Origin of the sequence: Sediminitomix flava (assembly GCF_003149185.1) — a bacterium.
GTDB classification, from domain to species: domain Bacteria; phylum Bacteroidota; class Bacteroidia; order Cytophagales; family Flammeovirgaceae; genus Sediminitomix; species Sediminitomix flava.
This window is the reverse complement of sequence record NZ_QGDO01000009.1, coordinates 119,701-137,318: the sequence shown is the minus strand read 5'-3', so window position 1 is coordinate 137,318 and position 17,618 is coordinate 119,701. Positions and strand designations below refer to the sequence as shown.

General features: G+C 35.0%; 14 protein-coding genes. 13 read left to right on the top strand and 1 reads right to left on the bottom strand.

Annotated elements, in window-relative coordinates; translation table 11 throughout:
- Positions 1-67 precede the first annotated feature (67 nt).
- The 8 genes from BC781_RS23200 to BC781_RS23165 all read left to right on the top strand — a co-directional run bounded on the left by BC781_RS23200 (position 68) and on the right by BC781_RS23165 (position 9,697).
- Positions 68-961 carry a polysaccharide biosynthesis/export family protein gene (locus BC781_RS23200; RefSeq protein WP_109622517.1) on the top strand — a complete coding sequence of 298 codons (894 nt, stop codon included), beginning with the start codon at positions 68-70 and terminating at the stop codon, positions 959-961.
- A 10-nt stretch (positions 962-971) separates the two neighbouring features.
- Positions 972-3,389 carry a polysaccharide biosynthesis tyrosine autokinase gene (locus tag BC781_RS23195; protein WP_109622515.1) on the top strand — a complete coding sequence of 806 codons (2,418 nt, stop codon included), beginning with the start codon at positions 972-974 and terminating at the stop codon, positions 3,387-3,389.
- Positions 3,390-3,480: 91 nt separating this feature from the next.
- Positions 3,481-4,224 (top strand): tyrosine-protein phosphatase, encoded by a 744-nt coding sequence (locus BC781_RS23190; RefSeq protein WP_245935653.1) that lies wholly within the window; start codon positions 3,481-3,483, stop codon positions 4,222-4,224.
- Between the two features lie 42 nt (positions 4,225-4,266).
- Entirely contained in the window at positions 4,267-5,250 is a 984-nt protein-coding gene (locus BC781_RS23185; RefSeq protein ID WP_109622513.1) for an NAD-dependent epimerase/dehydratase family protein, read from the top strand.
- 229 nt (positions 5,251-5,479) lie between these two features.
- Positions 5,480-6,886, top strand: coding sequence for a tetratricopeptide repeat protein (locus BC781_RS23180; RefSeq protein WP_109622511.1), 1,407 nt, complete (start codon positions 5,480-5,482; stop codon positions 6,884-6,886).
- An 88-nt stretch (positions 6,887-6,974) separates the two neighbouring features.
- Positions 6,975-8,159 carry a hypothetical protein gene (locus BC781_RS23175; protein ID WP_109622509.1) on the top strand — a complete coding sequence of 395 codons (1,185 nt, stop codon included), beginning with the start codon at positions 6,975-6,977 and terminating at the stop codon, positions 8,157-8,159.
- A 127-nt stretch (positions 8,160-8,286) separates the two neighbouring features.
- Positions 8,287-9,177, top strand: coding sequence for a carbon-nitrogen hydrolase (locus tag BC781_RS23170; protein WP_109622679.1), 891 nt, complete (start codon positions 8,287-8,289; stop codon positions 9,175-9,177).
- A 37-nt stretch (positions 9,178-9,214) separates the two neighbouring features.
- Positions 9,215-9,697: a hypothetical protein gene (locus BC781_RS23165; protein WP_109622507.1), complete on the top strand. Its 483-nt coding sequence runs from the start codon at positions 9,215-9,217 to the stop codon at positions 9,695-9,697.
- 257 nt (positions 9,698-9,954) lie between these two features.
- On the opposite strand, the gene BC781_RS23160 is transcribed toward BC781_RS23165, so the two are convergent.
- The gene (locus BC781_RS23160) at positions 9,955-10,251 is read right to left on the bottom strand and encodes an ArsR/SmtB family transcription factor (RefSeq protein WP_109622505.1); all 297 of its coding nucleotides are present in this window, start codon (positions 10,249-10,251) and stop codon (positions 9,955-9,957) included.
- A 193-nt stretch (positions 10,252-10,444) separates the two neighbouring features.
- On the opposite strand from BC781_RS23160, the gene BC781_RS23155 reads away from it, so the two are divergent.
- The 5 genes from BC781_RS23155 (at position 10,445) to BC781_RS23135 (ending at position 17,466) form a co-directional block, all read left to right on the top strand.
- Positions 10,445-11,503: an aminopeptidase gene (locus BC781_RS23155; RefSeq protein WP_109622503.1), complete on the top strand. Its 1,059-nt coding sequence runs from the start codon at positions 10,445-10,447 to the stop codon at positions 11,501-11,503.
- Between the two features lie 137 nt (positions 11,504-11,640).
- On the top strand, positions 11,641-12,495 hold the full coding sequence (locus BC781_RS23150) for a flavin reductase family protein (protein ID WP_109622501.1): 855 nt from the start codon (positions 11,641-11,643) through the stop codon (positions 12,493-12,495).
- A gap of 213 nt (positions 12,496-12,708) precedes the next feature.
- Positions 12,709-14,655, top strand: a complete 1,947-nt coding sequence (gene dxs / locus BC781_RS23145; RefSeq protein WP_109622499.1) for a 1-deoxy-D-xylulose-5-phosphate synthase — start codon at positions 12,709-12,711, stop codon at positions 14,653-14,655.
- 114 nt (positions 14,656-14,769) lie between these two features.
- Entirely contained in the window at positions 14,770-15,903 is a 1,134-nt protein-coding gene (locus BC781_RS23140; RefSeq protein WP_211323960.1) for an NAD(P)/FAD-dependent oxidoreductase, read from the top strand.
- Between the two features lie 177 nt (positions 15,904-16,080).
- A complete protein-coding gene (locus BC781_RS23135; protein WP_109622497.1) occupies positions 16,081-17,466 on the top strand; it encodes an LA_2272 family surface repeat-containing protein in 1,386 nt (461 codons plus the stop codon).
- The last annotated feature ends 152 nt before the right edge of the window (positions 17,467-17,618 follow it).

Below are 17,618 nucleotides of genomic sequence, written 5' to 3'. Positions count from 1 at the left end.
TCTTACATTCAAGAATTTTTTAAAAAAGTATTTAAGAGCTATTTCATCTGACGATAAAAAAAAATATATGTGTAGGTTTTATTGGGATAATTTGAGGAGTTGGAGTTTATATAAGTCAATACTTATTTTTTCCATTTTATTTTCTTCATGCCAGCCTAAGCTGTTCACTACAAAATCTGAAATTAAGCCAGAGAATTTCGCTCTACTAGAAAGAAAGGTTTCTCGTAATTATGTCATTTCTATCAATGACTTTATTGCAATGTCTGTATTTACAAACTCAGGAGAAGTTCTTATTGATCCCAACAATGAATTTATAAAAGGATCTTCTGGAGGCAGAAATACAAACCAAAACAATCAAAGGAACCAACAAAATCAACAAAACGGAAATGGATTTAATAGTTTAATGAATCTTCCCATTTTCCAAAATGGTCAAGAACCAAGAACTTTTATGGTAGATACTGATGGTTTTGTCAATCTTCCAATGATTGGTAAAATCGAGATTGCAGGCTATACAATCAAAGAAGCTGAAGATCTTGTAAAAAAACAATATACTCAATTCTATGTTGACCCTTTTGTTACAATTCAATATCTAAATAAAAGAGTATTACTTTTTGGAGGTCTTGGCGATCAAGTAATTCCTTTAAGAAATGAGAATATGACCCTTCTTGAAGTTCTTGCATTTGCTGGCGGGCTTCAACAAAATGGTCAAGTTGATAATATTAGATTAATACGTCCAGATGCTGAAAATGCATTCAAAGAACCTAGTGTTCAAATTATTGACCTTACAACTATAGATGGCTTAATCGCTGCTGATATGGATATTATGCCTGGTGATATCATTTATGTTGAGCCTAGAAGAAGACTGGATAGATCCTATTTTTCGGATATACTCACATTTACTTCTTTAATTACGAGTTTTGTAACTCTTTATGTATTAATCAGAGACGTTTCCACAGACTAATCATATAATTATGGCTGAAGAATTTGACCCGTGGGCAGGTGTAGAAGAGCAGACAGAAGAAAGATCTAACACGGAGTTTGATTTTGAAAAGCTCCTTTTTGTCCTTCGCAAAAATATTTTATGGAGTATTCTAATCATAGGTATGGGTATCGTTGGAGGTTATCTTTTTCTAAGATGGACTCCTAAGGTATATGAAGCATCCACCTTATTAAAGATGGAAATTCAAAGTACTAGAAAACTATTTGGACTTGAAATGCCTAGTGTCACTGGAAGTATGGAGAATGTTAATCTCGCTGGTGAGATGGAACTGATCAAATCTCCGATGATGTATGAAAGTGTACTAGATTCTTTAGACTTATCCATAAGCTATTTTTCAGAAGGGGAGGTTCAAGACACAGAACTTTATGGCAGTCTTCCCTTCGTAGTAAGTTATAAACATTTAGGAAAAGAGAATTCTATTTTCTACGATCAAAAGATTCATATTGAATTTCTTGATGAGGAAAATTTCGTACTTACTTTTAATGAGTTTTCTGAAATTCAAACTATCAATGGAAAATTTAATCAACCATTTAGAGTTTATGGTACAGAAATCATTCTTCAAAAAACTAAATCATTAGAATCTTTAGGTCATCGTAAGTATAACTTTGTATTCAATAGTAAAAACAAACTATTTCAAAATCTAAGGCAAAATCTAAGTGTAAATGTAGAAAATGCTAGAGCAAATACTCTTAGGATAAACTATCAAGCTAACAATCGCTCTAAATCAATAGATGTACTAGAAGCTTTTAATAAAAATTACATAGTTAAAACTATTGAAAACAAAAATGTAGTTTATGAACGTTCTTTGCAGTATCTAAAGAATCAACAAGCTACGATTGAAGACTCTTTAAGAAAGTACGAGACAGAGTACAGAAGCTATACACGTATTGAAAATGTACCTGAGTTTGCAGGTTTAGAAGATATTGTATCAAAGATTAGAGAACTTGAGCAGCAAAAGCTTGAAATTAGATTAACCAAATCACAATACGACGAGATTATAAAATTGATTGATGCAGACTCTAGTACAATATATCTAGAAGCCGTTGGTCACCTACTTGGAAATCAACAAATAGCATCAATGATCAATAATGTTCTACTTGTTGAACAAGACCTTGACAGAGTAAAGGGTTCATACACAAAAGAAACTCACGCCAGAAACCAAAGAAGAGAAGCTTTACTTGAAAGTAGATCTAAGTTAAAGGAAGTAATTATATATAGTTTAGGAACTATTAATCGTCAGATTGACAACTTAGATCAAGAAGTTTTAAAACTAGAAAAAGCTTTTTATGGAAGCATTGGTGGAGATCCAGTTCTTAAAAATATAGAAAAGAACTTCCGTATATATGAAGAAATGACAAGCTTAATCGCTTCTAAAATGATTGAGCTGAATATTGCAAAATCGGGAACTGTAGAAAACTTCCAAGTACTATCTCAACCCAATGCAGATATTGCACCCGTATTCCCACAAACTATAATGGTCTACGGAGTAGGTATCGGAAGCGGTGTTTTCTTAAGCCTTCTTTTAATTGTATTGAGCTATTTACTTCATACTAGAATCGACTCTGTAAAACAGGTTGAACGTATTTCTAATCTTCCAATTCTAGGATATGTACCTCATTACAGCAAGGAGGATATGAACTACTCCCAACTTGTTGTTCAAAAAAGACCTAAAGCATCTATAAGTGAAGCATTTCGTTCTATACGAACAAATATTGACTTCATGAATGTAGGAGAAGAGCAAAAAGTCCTTTCTGTAACTTCTACAATTAGTGGTGAAGGAAAAACATTTGTCGCTGCGAATATTGCAGGAGTAATTGCAATGTCGGGAGCTAAAGTGGCTCTTTTGGATGTAGACCTTCGTAAACCTAAAATCCACTTCGCATTTGGGAATGAGAATTTAGATGGATTATCATCTGTTCTTATCGGTAAATCTAACTTGAAAGATGTTCTGAGAAGCAGTCCTATTGCGACTATGAAATATGTCACCGCAGGACCTGTTCCTCCTAATCCATCGGAGCTAATTATGTCAAAAGGCTTCAGTGCTGTTATCAATCAGTTAAAAGAAGAATTTGATGTAATTGTACTTGATACTCCTCCTGTAGGAGCTGTTACAGATGGTATGATAGCTATGAGACATGTTGATTTACCAATTTACGTTGTCAGAGCTGAGTATTCGAAAACTTCATTTGTTGAAAATGCCAATGAACTTTCTAAATCTAAGAAAATAAAGAATTTGGCTTTAGTTGTAAATGATGTATACTCTAGAACATTGAACTACGGTAACTATTATGGAAATAATTATAGTTATGGATACGGTGGTTACAATGGTTATGGATACTACGATGAAAATGATATTAGCGAGAAATGGTGGAAGCGATTCTTTAGCTAAAGCATAATTTCTTTCTTAAAATAAACTGAAAACTACTATTTTAAACTAATTTTGTTTGAAGTAGTAGTTTTTCTTTATTTATTAAAATACTATGTGGGGGCTTTTTAAGAAAAAAAAGAATGTCAAAACGCTTGGAGAAGTACCAGCACTTCAAGTTGATGTACATTCACACTTGATACCAGGAATTGACGATGGGGCTGCAAATTTAGAGGAATCGATTGAGATGATTAAAACATTTTCGAATATGGGCTTTCGAAAAATCATCACAACTCCACATGTTATGGAGGATTACTTTAAAAACTCACCCGAGATCATTCTTAATGGACTTGATCAACTCAGAAATGAGGTTTACAGACAAGGTATTGATATTCGTATTGAAGCTGCCGCAGAATATTATTTAGATGAGTTTTTCATTAAGAAACTCAAAAATGAAGAGGAACTACTGACCATAGGTGAGGAAAAATACATTTTATTTGAAACCTCATACATGACTGCAAATGCCTTTTTAGATGAAGCAATTTTCCTCATGCAATCACAAGGTTTAAAGCCAATTATGGCGCATCCAGAGAGATATGTATATTTATATGGAAACTACGAAAGGTTAAAGAGCTTTCATGAAAGGGGTGTATTATTACAAGTTAATGCATTATCTTTCCTTGGTTATTATTCAAAAGATGCTCAAAAAGTAGCTCAACAACTTTCAGATGATGGCCTAATAGCCTTTGTTGGAAGTGACTGCCATAAAGCAAAACATCTAGAATGGTATCAAAAATTAGAATCTGATTATTATTATCAGAAAACACTAAAAGACGGAGTGCTCAATAATAGCTTATAGCCTTCAAGAAAATTTAGGGAAGAAAAGGAAGATATTGGAAGAATGAATGAGTCTAAGCAAGTTTTGAATTACTTTATTACAGGAGGAACAGGACTGTTAGGAAGTTTTATGATTGAAAAACTCCTTTCTGAAGGGCATAAAGTCAAAGCTTTAGTTCGACCAAGTACATTAGAGAAATTAGATAAAAGTAAAATTCCCTCAAACTTAGAATATGTTGAAGGTCAATTATCCGATTATGACTTACTTGTTGATGAACTAAGAACTTCAGACAATGTAATTCATGCAGCAGGATTAGTCTCATATTCAGATAAGCTATCAACCTTGCTCGAAACGAATGTTCAAGGAACAGCCACAATCGTGAATGCAGCCTTAGAAGCTAAGGTCAAACGCTTCTGCCACATCAGTTCTATCGCTACACTCAACGAATCTAAAGATAAAATCACTGAAAATAGTAAATGGGAATATGATGAAAACACATCCCATTATGCTCTGAGTAAATACAAAGCAGAACTAGAAGTTTGGCGCGGAATAGCAGAAGGTTTAAGTGCTTTTATGGTTAATCCTTCAGTAATTTTAGGAATTGGTGATACGACAAGAAGTAGCTTAAAGCTCATTAAACATGTACAAGATCAAAAACCTTTTTACCCTATTGGGACTTTCAATTATGTAGATGTAAGAGATGTTATAGAAATGACCTATACACTCATTCAATCAGATATTGTAAGCGAAAGGTTTATCTTAAATGCAGGAAAAACATCCTACAAATCGTTTTTTGAGAGCTTAGCTACCGCCATGAATAAAAAAGCTCCAAAAATGGGGATTAGCCCTACTGTTCTTGAAAAACTGCGAATCTTAGATGGAATAAGATGTAGACTGCTTGGCGGAAAACGATTTATCACAAAACCTATGATTAATTCCTTGAAAAAGGATAACTTCTATGAAAATCAAAAAGCTATCAACTTCACTAATCATAAATTCAGAGAACTATCCGATACAATTGATTGGATAGCAGCAACACAAGTTTGATAACTACGTATTTAAAATACTGGACTCCTTCCATTTTTTATACCCTATCATCAAATATCAAAAATGGAAAACCCACATTTAATAATATGTTTTACAGACTGTGAATAAATGTCATACTTTTGATCTGAATAGAATTCAATCAAAGGCCGACGTGTTTTTTTTATGCTTATCAAGACGATCCACGGGAAATCGTGATTTCGTAATTTTAAATTAAAGAGGAGATAGCTTAATGGCAGACAGCTCAAGGAAAAATAGAGATTTTACAGAGGCTTTAAAGCGTTACGAACAAATGATTAAGAATAATACATCGGAGTTTTTCGACCTTGATGTGTTTGAACAAATCATTGAACATTATCTTGAATTACTTCGCTTTAGAGATGCCCTCAACGTATGCCAAACCGCTTTAGAGCAATATCCATATTCTACAGAATTAATGATGCATCAAGTACGTATTCTTACTTCTGTTGGAGAATATGGTAATGCACTACAAGTTGCTGAAAAAGCAGAACAAATCAATCCATTAGATTTTGACATTCTCTTTGCTAAGGGTTCTTTACTTTCAGCTATGCATCGTAAAGAAGAAGCTCTTGAATATTTTCATAAAGCACTTCCTTTTGCAGAAGATGAATCAGAAGTATATTATTGTTTAGGTTTTACTCATCATTCTTTTGGTGAATTAGAACCTGCTATTGAATATTATAAGAGAGCAATTCGTCATAATATTGAGCATGAAGATGCTGTCTATGAACTTGTTGCTTGTTTAAAAGAAGCAGGAAATTTAAGAGATGAACTTCCCTTCTTTGAACGTGTAGTAGATAAAGATCCTTATTCTGCACAAGGTTGGTTCAACCTTGGTGTTGCATTTGAATACCTTGATGAATTTGAGAAATCAGCTCAAGCCTATGAATACGCAACGCTAATTGACGATCAATTCTCTTCTGCCTTCTTCAATATGGGTAATGCTTTCATGAATATGAAAGAGTACCGTCAAGCCTTGAATGCTTATATTAAGACGCTTGATACTGAAGATCCTACAGCAGAGGTTTATTGTCATATTGGAGCAGCAGCAGAACATCTAAAAGACTATAAAGTTGCTATTCGTAATTACCGAAGAGCACTTAAAATAGACCCGAATTATGATGAAGCATTGTATGGTATAGGTCTTTGCCTTTTTAAGGAAAACCTGTATTCTGAAGCTATTCATTATTTGAAAAAAGCAACAGATGTTTATCCTCAATATGCCCTTTATTGGAGTACTTTAGGCGAGGCTGAAAAGGCAATGGGAAATACCACTTCAGCTCTTGAAGCATTTGAGAAAGCAGAACTCTATGAGCATGACAACCATAAAATGTGGATAAACTGGGCTGACATCTACCATCAGAATGGTGAAACAGAAGAGGCTATTCGTATTTTGGAAAGTGGTGCAGATGCATTCCCCAAAAAAGCAGAACTTCATTACCGAATTGTTGCTTATAATCTAATCATTGGAGATTTGAAGCAAGCCGAACATTTCTTGAGAGCAGGTCTGAAATTGAATTATGATTTACATAAAGACCTTTTAAACTTCTTTACGACAGAAGAACAAAAAGATATCATTCGAAATGTAATTCGTGCTATTGATGATGAGAAGAAATAATTTCTTGAATAGTTATAAATTTGAGCGAGAGTAGAGCAACAAAGTTTTACTCTCGCTTTTCTTTTTTCTATCCTAACGATACTTTTTAATGAATAAACTCGCTCAAAAAGTCTTACTTAAGAATATCAATAAAACATATTTTATAGGAGCTATCCTCGGAAGTGTAATCGGGATGGTTCTTTGTGGACTTTCATGGCATTTTTACCAATCCCTCAATAGTCTTTTAGCGAATAAACAAGGGGCTTTAGGTACAGAATATATTGTCATCAATAAAAAAGTTTCTCTTTTCAATTCGATCGGTTTATCTGACAATACTTTTTCTTCTTCTGAGATCGAGAAGCTTCAAGGTTCAGAATTATTTGATTCCGTTGTACCTTTCAAAAAGAATCAGTTTAAAGCTTATGCCTTTATTGAAAAAAATAGCTTTTTACCTGATTTCTACACCTACTTATTTTTTGAATCTGTACCTGATCAGTATCTAGACATTGACCTGCACAGATGGCAATGGAATGAAAAATCTTCAGAAGTACCGATTGTCATACCTCGTCAGTATCTAATGCTATACAATTTTGGATTTTCAGCAGGACAAGGCTTACCTCAAGTATCTGAAAACATGATTCGGCAAGTGAGCTTCAATTTAAAACTAAGAAGTAAAAAAAACAGATATAAAGAGAAAATACTAAGAGCTAGAATTGTAGGTTTTACTGACAGAATCAATTCTATTCTTGTTCCTGAGTCATTCCTAAAGTGGGCAAACTCAAACTATGGCGACCAAGACAATAAACCTTCTAGGGTTTTACTCGCCACCAACAGTTCAGCCATTGAAGATTTACCTAAATACCTCGAAGAGAATAATTATCAAACCAATCAAGAAAAAATAAAAGGAAGCAAGGTGATTTCAATTGCACATACTGTACTTGGTAGCGTAGGAGGGATTTCGCTATTCATTCTTGTACTTGCCATTTTCATATTCATTCTAGCCTTCCAACTTCTTCTCACTAGAAATCGAACAGAGCTACAAATGCTCATTCAATTGGGGATCGATTATCAAGAAATAGTCAAATTTTACAGCAAAGGATTTGCAGGAATAGTCCTATTCATCGGTATCTCTTCAATGGGCATTATTTCGCTTCTTCCTTTAGACTTCATGACAAACTTTGGAGAAGTTTCTAACCCTATTAAAAATACATTTTGGCTTATTATCAGCCTAAGTATTATCCTTTGGAGTATAAATACCATCCTAGTTCAGAAACAAATTCAAAAACTAGCGTAAAGAAAAGTTAAGGATTTGAATCCATTGAAAATAAAAAAAGTTATCGAGTAAAAGTCTAATATTCGAAACTGAGAATAGGTGTAATTTTAATATATTGCCCGACTTCAAGGTATTTAATGGAGAAATCATGAGTCAACAAAAACTCAAAGTTGGTTTAGTGCAACAAAGCTGTGTTGCCGACCACGAGGTCAATATTCAAAAGAGTATTGCTGGGATTAGAGATTGTGCAGCGAAAGGCGCTAAACTAGTTGTTCTTCAAGAATTGCACACAGGCTTATATTTTTGTCAGGCAGAAGAGGTTGAAAAATTTGATTGGGCAGAATCAATTCCTGGACCATCTACAGACCGATTTGGACAATTAGCTAAAGAATTAGGGATTGTGATTGTGACTTCGCTTTTTGAAAAAAGAGCACCAGGCATTTATCACAACACTGCTGTTGTTCTAGAATCTGATGGAAGCATTGCGGGCATTTACCGTAAAATGCACATTCCTGATGACCCTGCTTACTACGAAAAGTTCTATTTCACTCCTGGAGATTTAGGCTTTGAGCCTATAAATACATCTGTTGGTAGGCTTGGTGTTTTAGTTTGTTGGGATCAGTGGTATCCAGAAGGAGCTAGACTTATGGCTATGGCTGGAGCAGACCTTCTAATCTATCCAACTGCTATCGGATATGAAACTACAGATACCAACGATGAGCAAGACAGACAGCGTAATGCATGGATTATCTCTCAAAGAGGACATGCCGTAGCTAATGGTTTACCTGTGGTCAGTGTTAACCGAGTAGGATTTGAAGAAGATTGGACGAAAGTCACAAAAGGAATTCAATTTTGGGGTAATAGCTTTGTTGCTGGTCCTCAAGGAGAGTTTTTATTTGAAGGAAGTAGAGAACAAGAAGAAAATACAGTAGTAGAAATCGATCTCAAAAGAAGTGAAGATGTCAGAAGAATTTGGCCATTTTTCAGAGATCGACGAATAGATGCTTATCAAGATTTAGTGAAAAGGTATCGCATCTGAGTTTATAAATAGGATATTTTTTTAAAACGAAAACATAATGATTAATAGGCAAACGAATTCACTTTTTGGTATAGTGGGCTTTTTAGCTCTATCCTTATCTATGCTAAGCTGTAATAATAATGATGAAACTTCTATTGCCAATGGAGTAATTGATGAACGTGGTTTAGTTATATCTGTGAATTGGATAAATGAAGAAAACGAATTAGAACAAGGGGCTGATCTTGATCTTTTCCTTGAACTAGATAGCTCTATTATCCTTTCCGCAGAAAGTTCTAACCCTGAGTCAGAAACCATCGAATTACCATTTAATTTCCCTGATGGTACTTATGAGCTCTTTATCAAAGGTTTTAATAATCTAACATTAGTGGAATATGATTTTACCGCGAAAGGTAGTTCTTCTTCATTGGAGTTTACGCCGTGGCCTAGCGGTGTAATTGCAGATTCTACATTACAAGCTATCGAAGTAAGAAATAATTGGTTTATTGAGAAAAGAGGTGCTCGTTTCGAGTTTTTACAATAGTTGTAACTTCTATATACTAAAAAAGAGACGCATAAGATGCATCTCCTTTCGATGGTACTCAATCACAACTAAGGGTGTTAAATTTGGGGAAGCTTGCTTCCCTATATTTTTAATTTCTTTTTTGAAAGAAACTTTATTGCACTCTCAGCATAGACAAAAAACGATAAAAAAAAGAGAAAGTTCAAACTTTCTCTTTATTAATATTACTTTTTTAAGATTGATATTGAAATCTTTATATTATTTCAATGTTTAGTACATTAATTGAAAAATCCACCAAATAGCTTACTTGCTTCTTTCCAGTTTTCAATTTCAATACTATACTTAATCTTTGGTAATTCATTTTTACCCTTAATCAATCCAGCAATTTTTAACTCTCTTAAATGCTGAGAAGCTGATGATTGAGCCATTGGTAATTTTGCTACTATGTCACCAGCATAGCATGATTCATTTTCCAATAAGTAATTCAAAATAAAAACACGCGCAGGATGTGCCATTGCTTTCGCATACTTTGAAATTTTGTCCTGCTCTAACGTATAAAGCATAGTGTCTTTCATAAATAGTCGTAATTAAACAGTAGTTTGGCAACGAGTACAATTGCCATTAAAATGAGTACCTGTTATAGAGTTGGTTAAAAAACTTGCAGTATTAAAAATTTTAAATCCAATTCATAGCTAAATTAATTTCATTACTTTGAAAGTACGTCCGAAATTAAATTGAGCATCAAAATATTTAGTAATAATTTATTCTATGCTAAACAAAAAGAGAATACTAAAAATATTATTTTCTGTAGGAATTCTTTTATCCCTATCCTTTTTAATTATTCACTATCAATCTGTTGTATATGGTTGGGGACAACTGAAAGGTCAAGTAAAAATTCTGACTTCGGCACAACCCATCTCTAAATACACCAATGACGAAAAATATCCTCAAATTCTGAAGGACAAAATAGCATTAATTCAAGACATTAAAAAGTTTACGGTCAACTCTCTTGGATTAAATCCGTCCAATAGCTATGAAAAAATGTTCGATCAACAAGACAAACCCATTCTGTGGGTTGTTACTGCTTGCCCCCCATTTGAGATGAAAGCAGTGAGGTGGATGTTCCCTATTGCAGGCTCTTTTAGCTACAAAGGATTCTTCGAATATGACAAAGCTGTGGCTGAAGAAAAAATATGGAAAAATCAAGGTTTTGACACTGACATTCGAGAAGTCAGCGCTTGGTCTACCCTCGGTTTTCTAAACGACCCCATCCTTTCATCGATGTTAAAAAGGAGTGAAGCTAGCCTAGCTAATCTCATTATTCATGAACTCACGCATGGTACCATCTTCATCAAAAGTAATATTAGTTATAACGAAAATCTCGCATCATTTATAGGTGACGAGGGAGCTAAACTATATTTGAAGGATAAATACGGCGAACAATCAGAGAAATATACAAATTATTCCTTAGCAAAAGAAGATCGTAGCAAGTTTACTCAATATATAATTCAATCTAGTCAGTCATTAAATCAACTCTATGAATCCTTTGATTCAGAGATGAATGACGAAGAAAAGAATAACCTCAAACAAGCTAAGATTGAAGAAATTGTAGCAAATCTTGATACTGTTTCTTTCCATAATCCTAATTATCGCAATTACTTTGATCAGGAAGAATTACCAAACAATACCTTCTTTATGGGGTTTATTCGTTATCGTGAAAAGCAAAATGAATTCAGAAAAGAGTGGGAAGAGAAATTTGACAAGGATTTATATAAGTATATTGCCCATCTGAAAGAAAAATATCCATCTTTTTGGAGTGGTTTATAAATTACTCTTTTTACCAAAGGCACGTATTGAAATGCCTTTATGAGTAAAAAATCATTTTTTTGCTAAACATTTAAAGGATATCCTGTCTTATAAAGGTAAGAAAAACACATACGACCAGTAGACAAAGCTTATTAACTATGTACAAAACCATTGCTCCTTCAGAGGTAAGTGTTGGCGTTTTCCATTCCTACATGCTAGGAGTTGTAGCTCCCAGACCAATCGCTTTTGCTAGTACGATTGATCAGGATGGCAATGTCAATCTTAGTCCCTTTAGCTTTTTCAATGCTTTTAGTGCAAACCCTCCAATTCTCATTTTTTCCCCTGCCCGAAGAGTGAGAGACAATACCACCAAGCATACACTCGAAAATGTGCTTGAGGTAAAAGAGGTTGTGATCAATGTCGTTAATTATGATATGGTTGAACAAATGTCATTGTCAAGCACTGAATATGATAAAGGTGTCAATGAATTTGTTAAAGCTGGCTTCACAGAGTTACCCTCTGAATTAGTAAAACCACCAAGAGTTGCAGAAGCTCCAGCTCAATTTGAGTGTAAAGTGAAAGAAGTAATTTCATTAGGAGATGAAGGCGGTGCAGGAAATCTTGTGATTTGTGAAGTTATCAAAGCTCACTTCCATGAAAGGATTCTTGATGAAGATGGTAAAGTAGATACGCAAAAGCTTGATCTAGTTGGTAGAATGGGTGGTAATTGGTATTCTAGAGCAAACGGAAATGCATTGTTTGAAGTAGAAAAACCATTACGCAAAAAAGGAATTGGTATAGACCTTCTTCCTGAAGAGATTAAAAGTAGTACAATACTTACTGGAAATCATTTAGGGAAACTGGCAAATATAGAAGCAATACCTGTATTGCAAGAAGAAAAAAATATTACACAATTAAAGACAAGAGCCGAAGTTCATACGGAAGCGGCAAAGTTATTAGATCAAGGGGAGCTTGAAAAAGCTTGGGAAATCCTTCTTTCAGAGTCTTTATAAATCTGAATATTCGTGAATTTGATCGAATAGGAAGTCTATTCTCTGATAAATATTGTATATATTATAGTTAGCTTTATCTATATTCTAGATTTGCTATGCATTCAAATATGGATTTACCAATTTAAAAAGAAAGTCTTTCCCTTTGAAATATTATATTTGCTAGTCGATTCTTAAAAAAAGAAGGACTGTCGTCAGGTATAAGTAATAAGAATTATGTTGATCAAACCCGGTAAACTGCTTGCTCAGATCAAAGATCCAAACGATCTCAGGAAGCTCGATCCTCAACAAATGTACGAAGTATGTACAGAGTTGAGACAATTTATTATTGATCATGTCTCTGTTTTTGGAGGCCATTTTGGTGCTAGTTTAGGTGTTACTGAACTAACCGTTGCTTTGCATTATGTATTCAATACTCCTTATGACCGTTTGGTATGGGATGTTGGACATCAGGCATACGGACACAAAATATTGACTGGTCGTCGTGAAGAATTTCATACGAACCGTCAGTATGGTGGGCTTTCTGGTTTCCCAAAAAGAGATGAAAGTGAATACGATGCCTTTGGGGTAGGTCACTCATCTACTTCAATTGGTGCAGCCTTGGGTATGGCTGTAGCATCTCAATTAAAAGGTGAAAAAGATAGACAGCACATTGCCGTAATCGGAGATGGCGCTATGACTGCAGGTATGGCTTTCGAGGCTATGAACCATGCAGGAGTTAGCGATGCCAACCTTCTGATTGTGCTCAATGACAACTGTATGTCGATTGACCCAAATGTAGGGGCATTGAAAGATTACCTGACTGACATCACTACATCCCCTCTTTACAATAAGCTTCGTGACGAATTGTGGAAAGGACTTGGCAAACTAAATGCTGTAGGTCCTCAAGCAAGACAAATTGCAGGAAAGCTAGAAAACACATTAAAGTCTTTTGTGCTTTCTCACAGCAATTTATTCGAAGCATTGAATCTTCGCTATTTCGGACCTGTAGACGGACACGATATCAATCATTTGATTAGTGTGATGGAAGACCTTAAACATATACCGGGACCTAAGTTATTGCACTGCATCACAACAAAAGGTAAGGGCTTCTCATTGGCAGAACAAGATCAAACGAAATGGCATGCTCCGGGTAAGTTCAACAAGCTTACTGGTGAGATCAAAAAGAAAACTTTCGAAAAACCACAACCTCCAAAATATCAGCAGGTATTTGGACACACGATCTTAGAACTTGCCAAGCAAAATGATAAGATCATGGGTATTACACCTGCTATGCCTTCGGGTAGTTCTCTGAATATCATGATGAAAGAGATGCCTGAAAGAGCAATTGATGTCGGAATTGCAGAACAACATGCAGTTACTTTCTCTGCGGGTCTAGCAGCGGAAGGCATGATTCCTTTCTGTAATATCTATTCTTCATTCATGCAACGTGCCTATGATCAAGTAGTTCACGATGTAGCTATCCAAAACCTTCCTGTAATCTTCTGTTTGGACAGAGCCGGATTTGCAGGGGCAGATGGAGCAACACACCACGGAGCTTACGATATTTCATATATGCGTTCTATCCCAAATATGGTTGTTGCAGCACCAATGGACGAATGGGAACTTCGTCATATGATGTTTACGGCTGTTGAAAATAGAAATGCACCAATCACTATCAGATATCCAAGAGGTCAAGGTGTAAAACCTGAGTGGAGAGTACCAATGCAAAAAATTGAAATTGGTAAAGGACGCAAAATCAAAGATGGTGAAAATATAGCTGTACTGACTTTCGGACACATCGGAAACTATGTAGTACAACTAGAAGACCGTTTTCAAAAGGTAGGCGTAAACCCTGCTCATTACGATATGCGTTTTGCCAAACCTCTTGACGAAGAAATGCTTCATGAAGTATTCAAAAAGTTTGACAATGTCATCACTGTTGAAGATGGTTGTCTGATGGGTGGTTTTGGTAGTGCTGTTTTGGAATGGATGATGGACAATGGTTACCAAAGTAAAGTTGTTCGTTTGGGTATTCCAGATGCACTTATCGAGCATGGTGAACAAATTGAATTACAAAGAGAAGCTGGTTTCGACCACGACGGCATTTTCAATGCAGTTTGTAAACTAGCTGAAATCAAAGTTTCTGAAAAAAAAGATGATCAAGCACTTAGCTTAAACTAAGTCAATTTCATCTCAAAATATATCCTAGTGCTACTAATTGTCGTTAAGATAATTAGTAGCACTTTTTTTATGCTGCCTTTTTTATCTATCTCACAACCAAACACACAATACATCATGCTCAGTTATTGGGAAAATAAACATTTCACCTCATATGACTTCATTATCATTGGCAGCGGAATAGTCGGGCTTTCTACGGCTGCCTCACTTGCAGAACTTCATCCTAATAAATCAATCTTAGTTTTAGAAAAAGGGATTTTCCCAACAGGAGCAAGTACAAAAAATGCAGGGTTTGCCTGTTTCGGTAGTCTTACAGAACTACTTTCTGATCTAGACTATATGCCACTAGATATGGTTATGCATTTGGTAGATGAAAGATGGTCGGGTTTACAAAAGCTCAGATGTAGACTGGGAGATGAAGCAATCGAATTTATCCAAGATGGAGGCTATGAACTTTTGTCAGATGAAGAAATTGATGCTTTAGATGCGATTGATGCCGTGAATAAAATGCTTTTTCCTTTATTCAAAAAAGATGTATTTCACATCAAAGATGAATTAATTGAGCAATTTGGCTTTAACTCCGGAATGGTACAATCGGTAGTATACAACCCTTTTGAAGGACAAATTGATACAGGAAAAATGATGCGATCACTCCTTAATTATGTTCAGCAAAAAAATGTAACTCTACTCACTGGTTCGGAAGTTTTACACTTTGAAGATAGTGGCTCCGATGTTCGAGTGGAAGTAAAAAATACAGCAACTAATTCTCCAATCGCTTTCAGTGCTCAGAAATTAGCAATCTGCACAAATGCATTTACGCCAAGTCTTCTTCCAAATCTTGAAGTAAAAGCTGGAAGAGGACAAGTTTTAGTTACTAAACCCATAGAAAACTTAAAGTTTAAAGGCGTTTTTCATATGGATGAAGGCTACTACTATTTCCGTAATCATGGAAATCGGGTAATTTTTGGAGGGGGGCGTAATCTTGATTTTCAAGGAGAATCGACAACTGAATTTGCAACAACCGATCAGATTATTCATACACTTCAACAAAAACTAAAAGATGTCATCCTTCCTCAACAAGATTTTGAAATAGAGCACAAATGGGCAGGAATTATGGCTTTTGGAAAAAATAAAAGACCAATACATAAAAAACTTAGTGAGAATGTCGCGATAGGTGTACGACTCGGAGGAATGGGAGTAGCAATAGGAAGTAGCCTAGGTGAAAAACTCGCCCATCAACTTTCTGAATAGCCATCCTTTTAAACTGCACCAAAAAGTCACTGATTTACCTTATTTAATCAGTGACTTTTTAGTTGAAGAAAACTTTTTAAAATATTTTCAAAAAAAATCATTCAGAGATAGGGGTATTTGAAAGTGAAGGAAACTGATAGATAAATAAGCGAAACCAAAACCAAAATTTTTATACTAATGAAATCGACTTGGCTTACATTTCTATTATCAATTACCCTTTTAGCAAACCCTTTTTCAATTGTTTTAGGACAAGAAAAAGAAGAGAAAAAGGAACAAGTTTCTGATTTTGAATACCTAAAACAACTTTTTATTAAGCAATCAGTCAATCAATCTGATAGTCTTGACACACAACTTGATTCTACCCAAAGCAAACTGAACAGGTTCTACAATCAAATGGCGCTGTTCAAAAAAAGAAATGGCATTGATACCGATACTCTAAAAAATACCTCTTCAGAAGAAAAGGCAACAATTGTTCAAAAACCAGAGGCCGAAGAAACTAAGGTAGAAATTGAAGCTTCTGTTGTTCAAGAGCAAGCTATAGAAACGGAAAGTTCAGAAGAATTGAAATACCGACCAGCACAATTATCATTTTTATACCCAATCGGTACAAATGGTATTTCTTCAGAAAAATATAATAATGGAATATCTATAAATGCGATTGCAGGTTATAACGGGGGCTTACAAGGAATCGAATTTGGTAGTGTGGTAAATATCACAAACCAAGTGACGGGTTTCCAAGTAGCAGGAGTTAGCAATATTTCAGAAAGCCTTAGAGGTGTTCAAATATCAGTCGTAAATATCACCAAAGATGCCACTGGTGGTCAATTTGGTATCCTCAATGAATCGACCGAGTTAAAAGGTTCTCAAATTGGTGTAATCAATAGAACTGGCAACATGAAAGGTGCTCAGTTTGGACTAATCAACAGAAGTAAAAATAGCACTGGAGCTATGGTAGGGCTGATCAATGTTGCCGATTCTCTGACAGGTGCGCCTATCGGTTTGATTAATGTAATCCGAAAAAATGGTTTTAGAGGAATGGAGTTTTCCTATACCGACTCTTTCCAACTTACAGGTACTTATAAAGTTGGCGTAGATCCTTTCTATACAATGATCGGATTTGGTTATCAAAAGTCTGACAACGATTATGAACGTTGGGGAATTGGTCTAGGTATCGGTTCACAATGGAAAATAGCACACGATGGTTGGGTTAAAATGGGAATAGAAGCCATGACTTACCAAGTAGCAGAAAATGAATTTTGGACAAATCAATTAAACCTACTAAATCAGATGAGACTTAATTTTGCCGTTCAACTCTCTGGAAATACATCACTTATTTTCGGACCTTCTTTCAATCTACAGATCAGAGAAACTTCACTTGGAGCACAAGAAATGCCGAGCTTCTCAGAGAGCAATATTTTCTATAACAGATCATTCCAAACCGTCAGACATAGTCATTATGACCCTTGGACAGGCGAACAAATTCGTTATAGCAGCCAACAATTTGAAATGAATGGATGGTTTGGATTCCATGCAGGTATCCGTTTTCACAATAAGAGAGGTTAAAAAAGAATTCATTTTACCAAGATTATAATCAGAATCCGTACTGCTTTTTAGCGGTGCGGATTTTTTATTATTAAGTTAGTATAAAGTCAATCATAGGATTTTATATTTAGGCTTAAAATTGTCTTCTATCAATATGCGTAATCTATCTATTT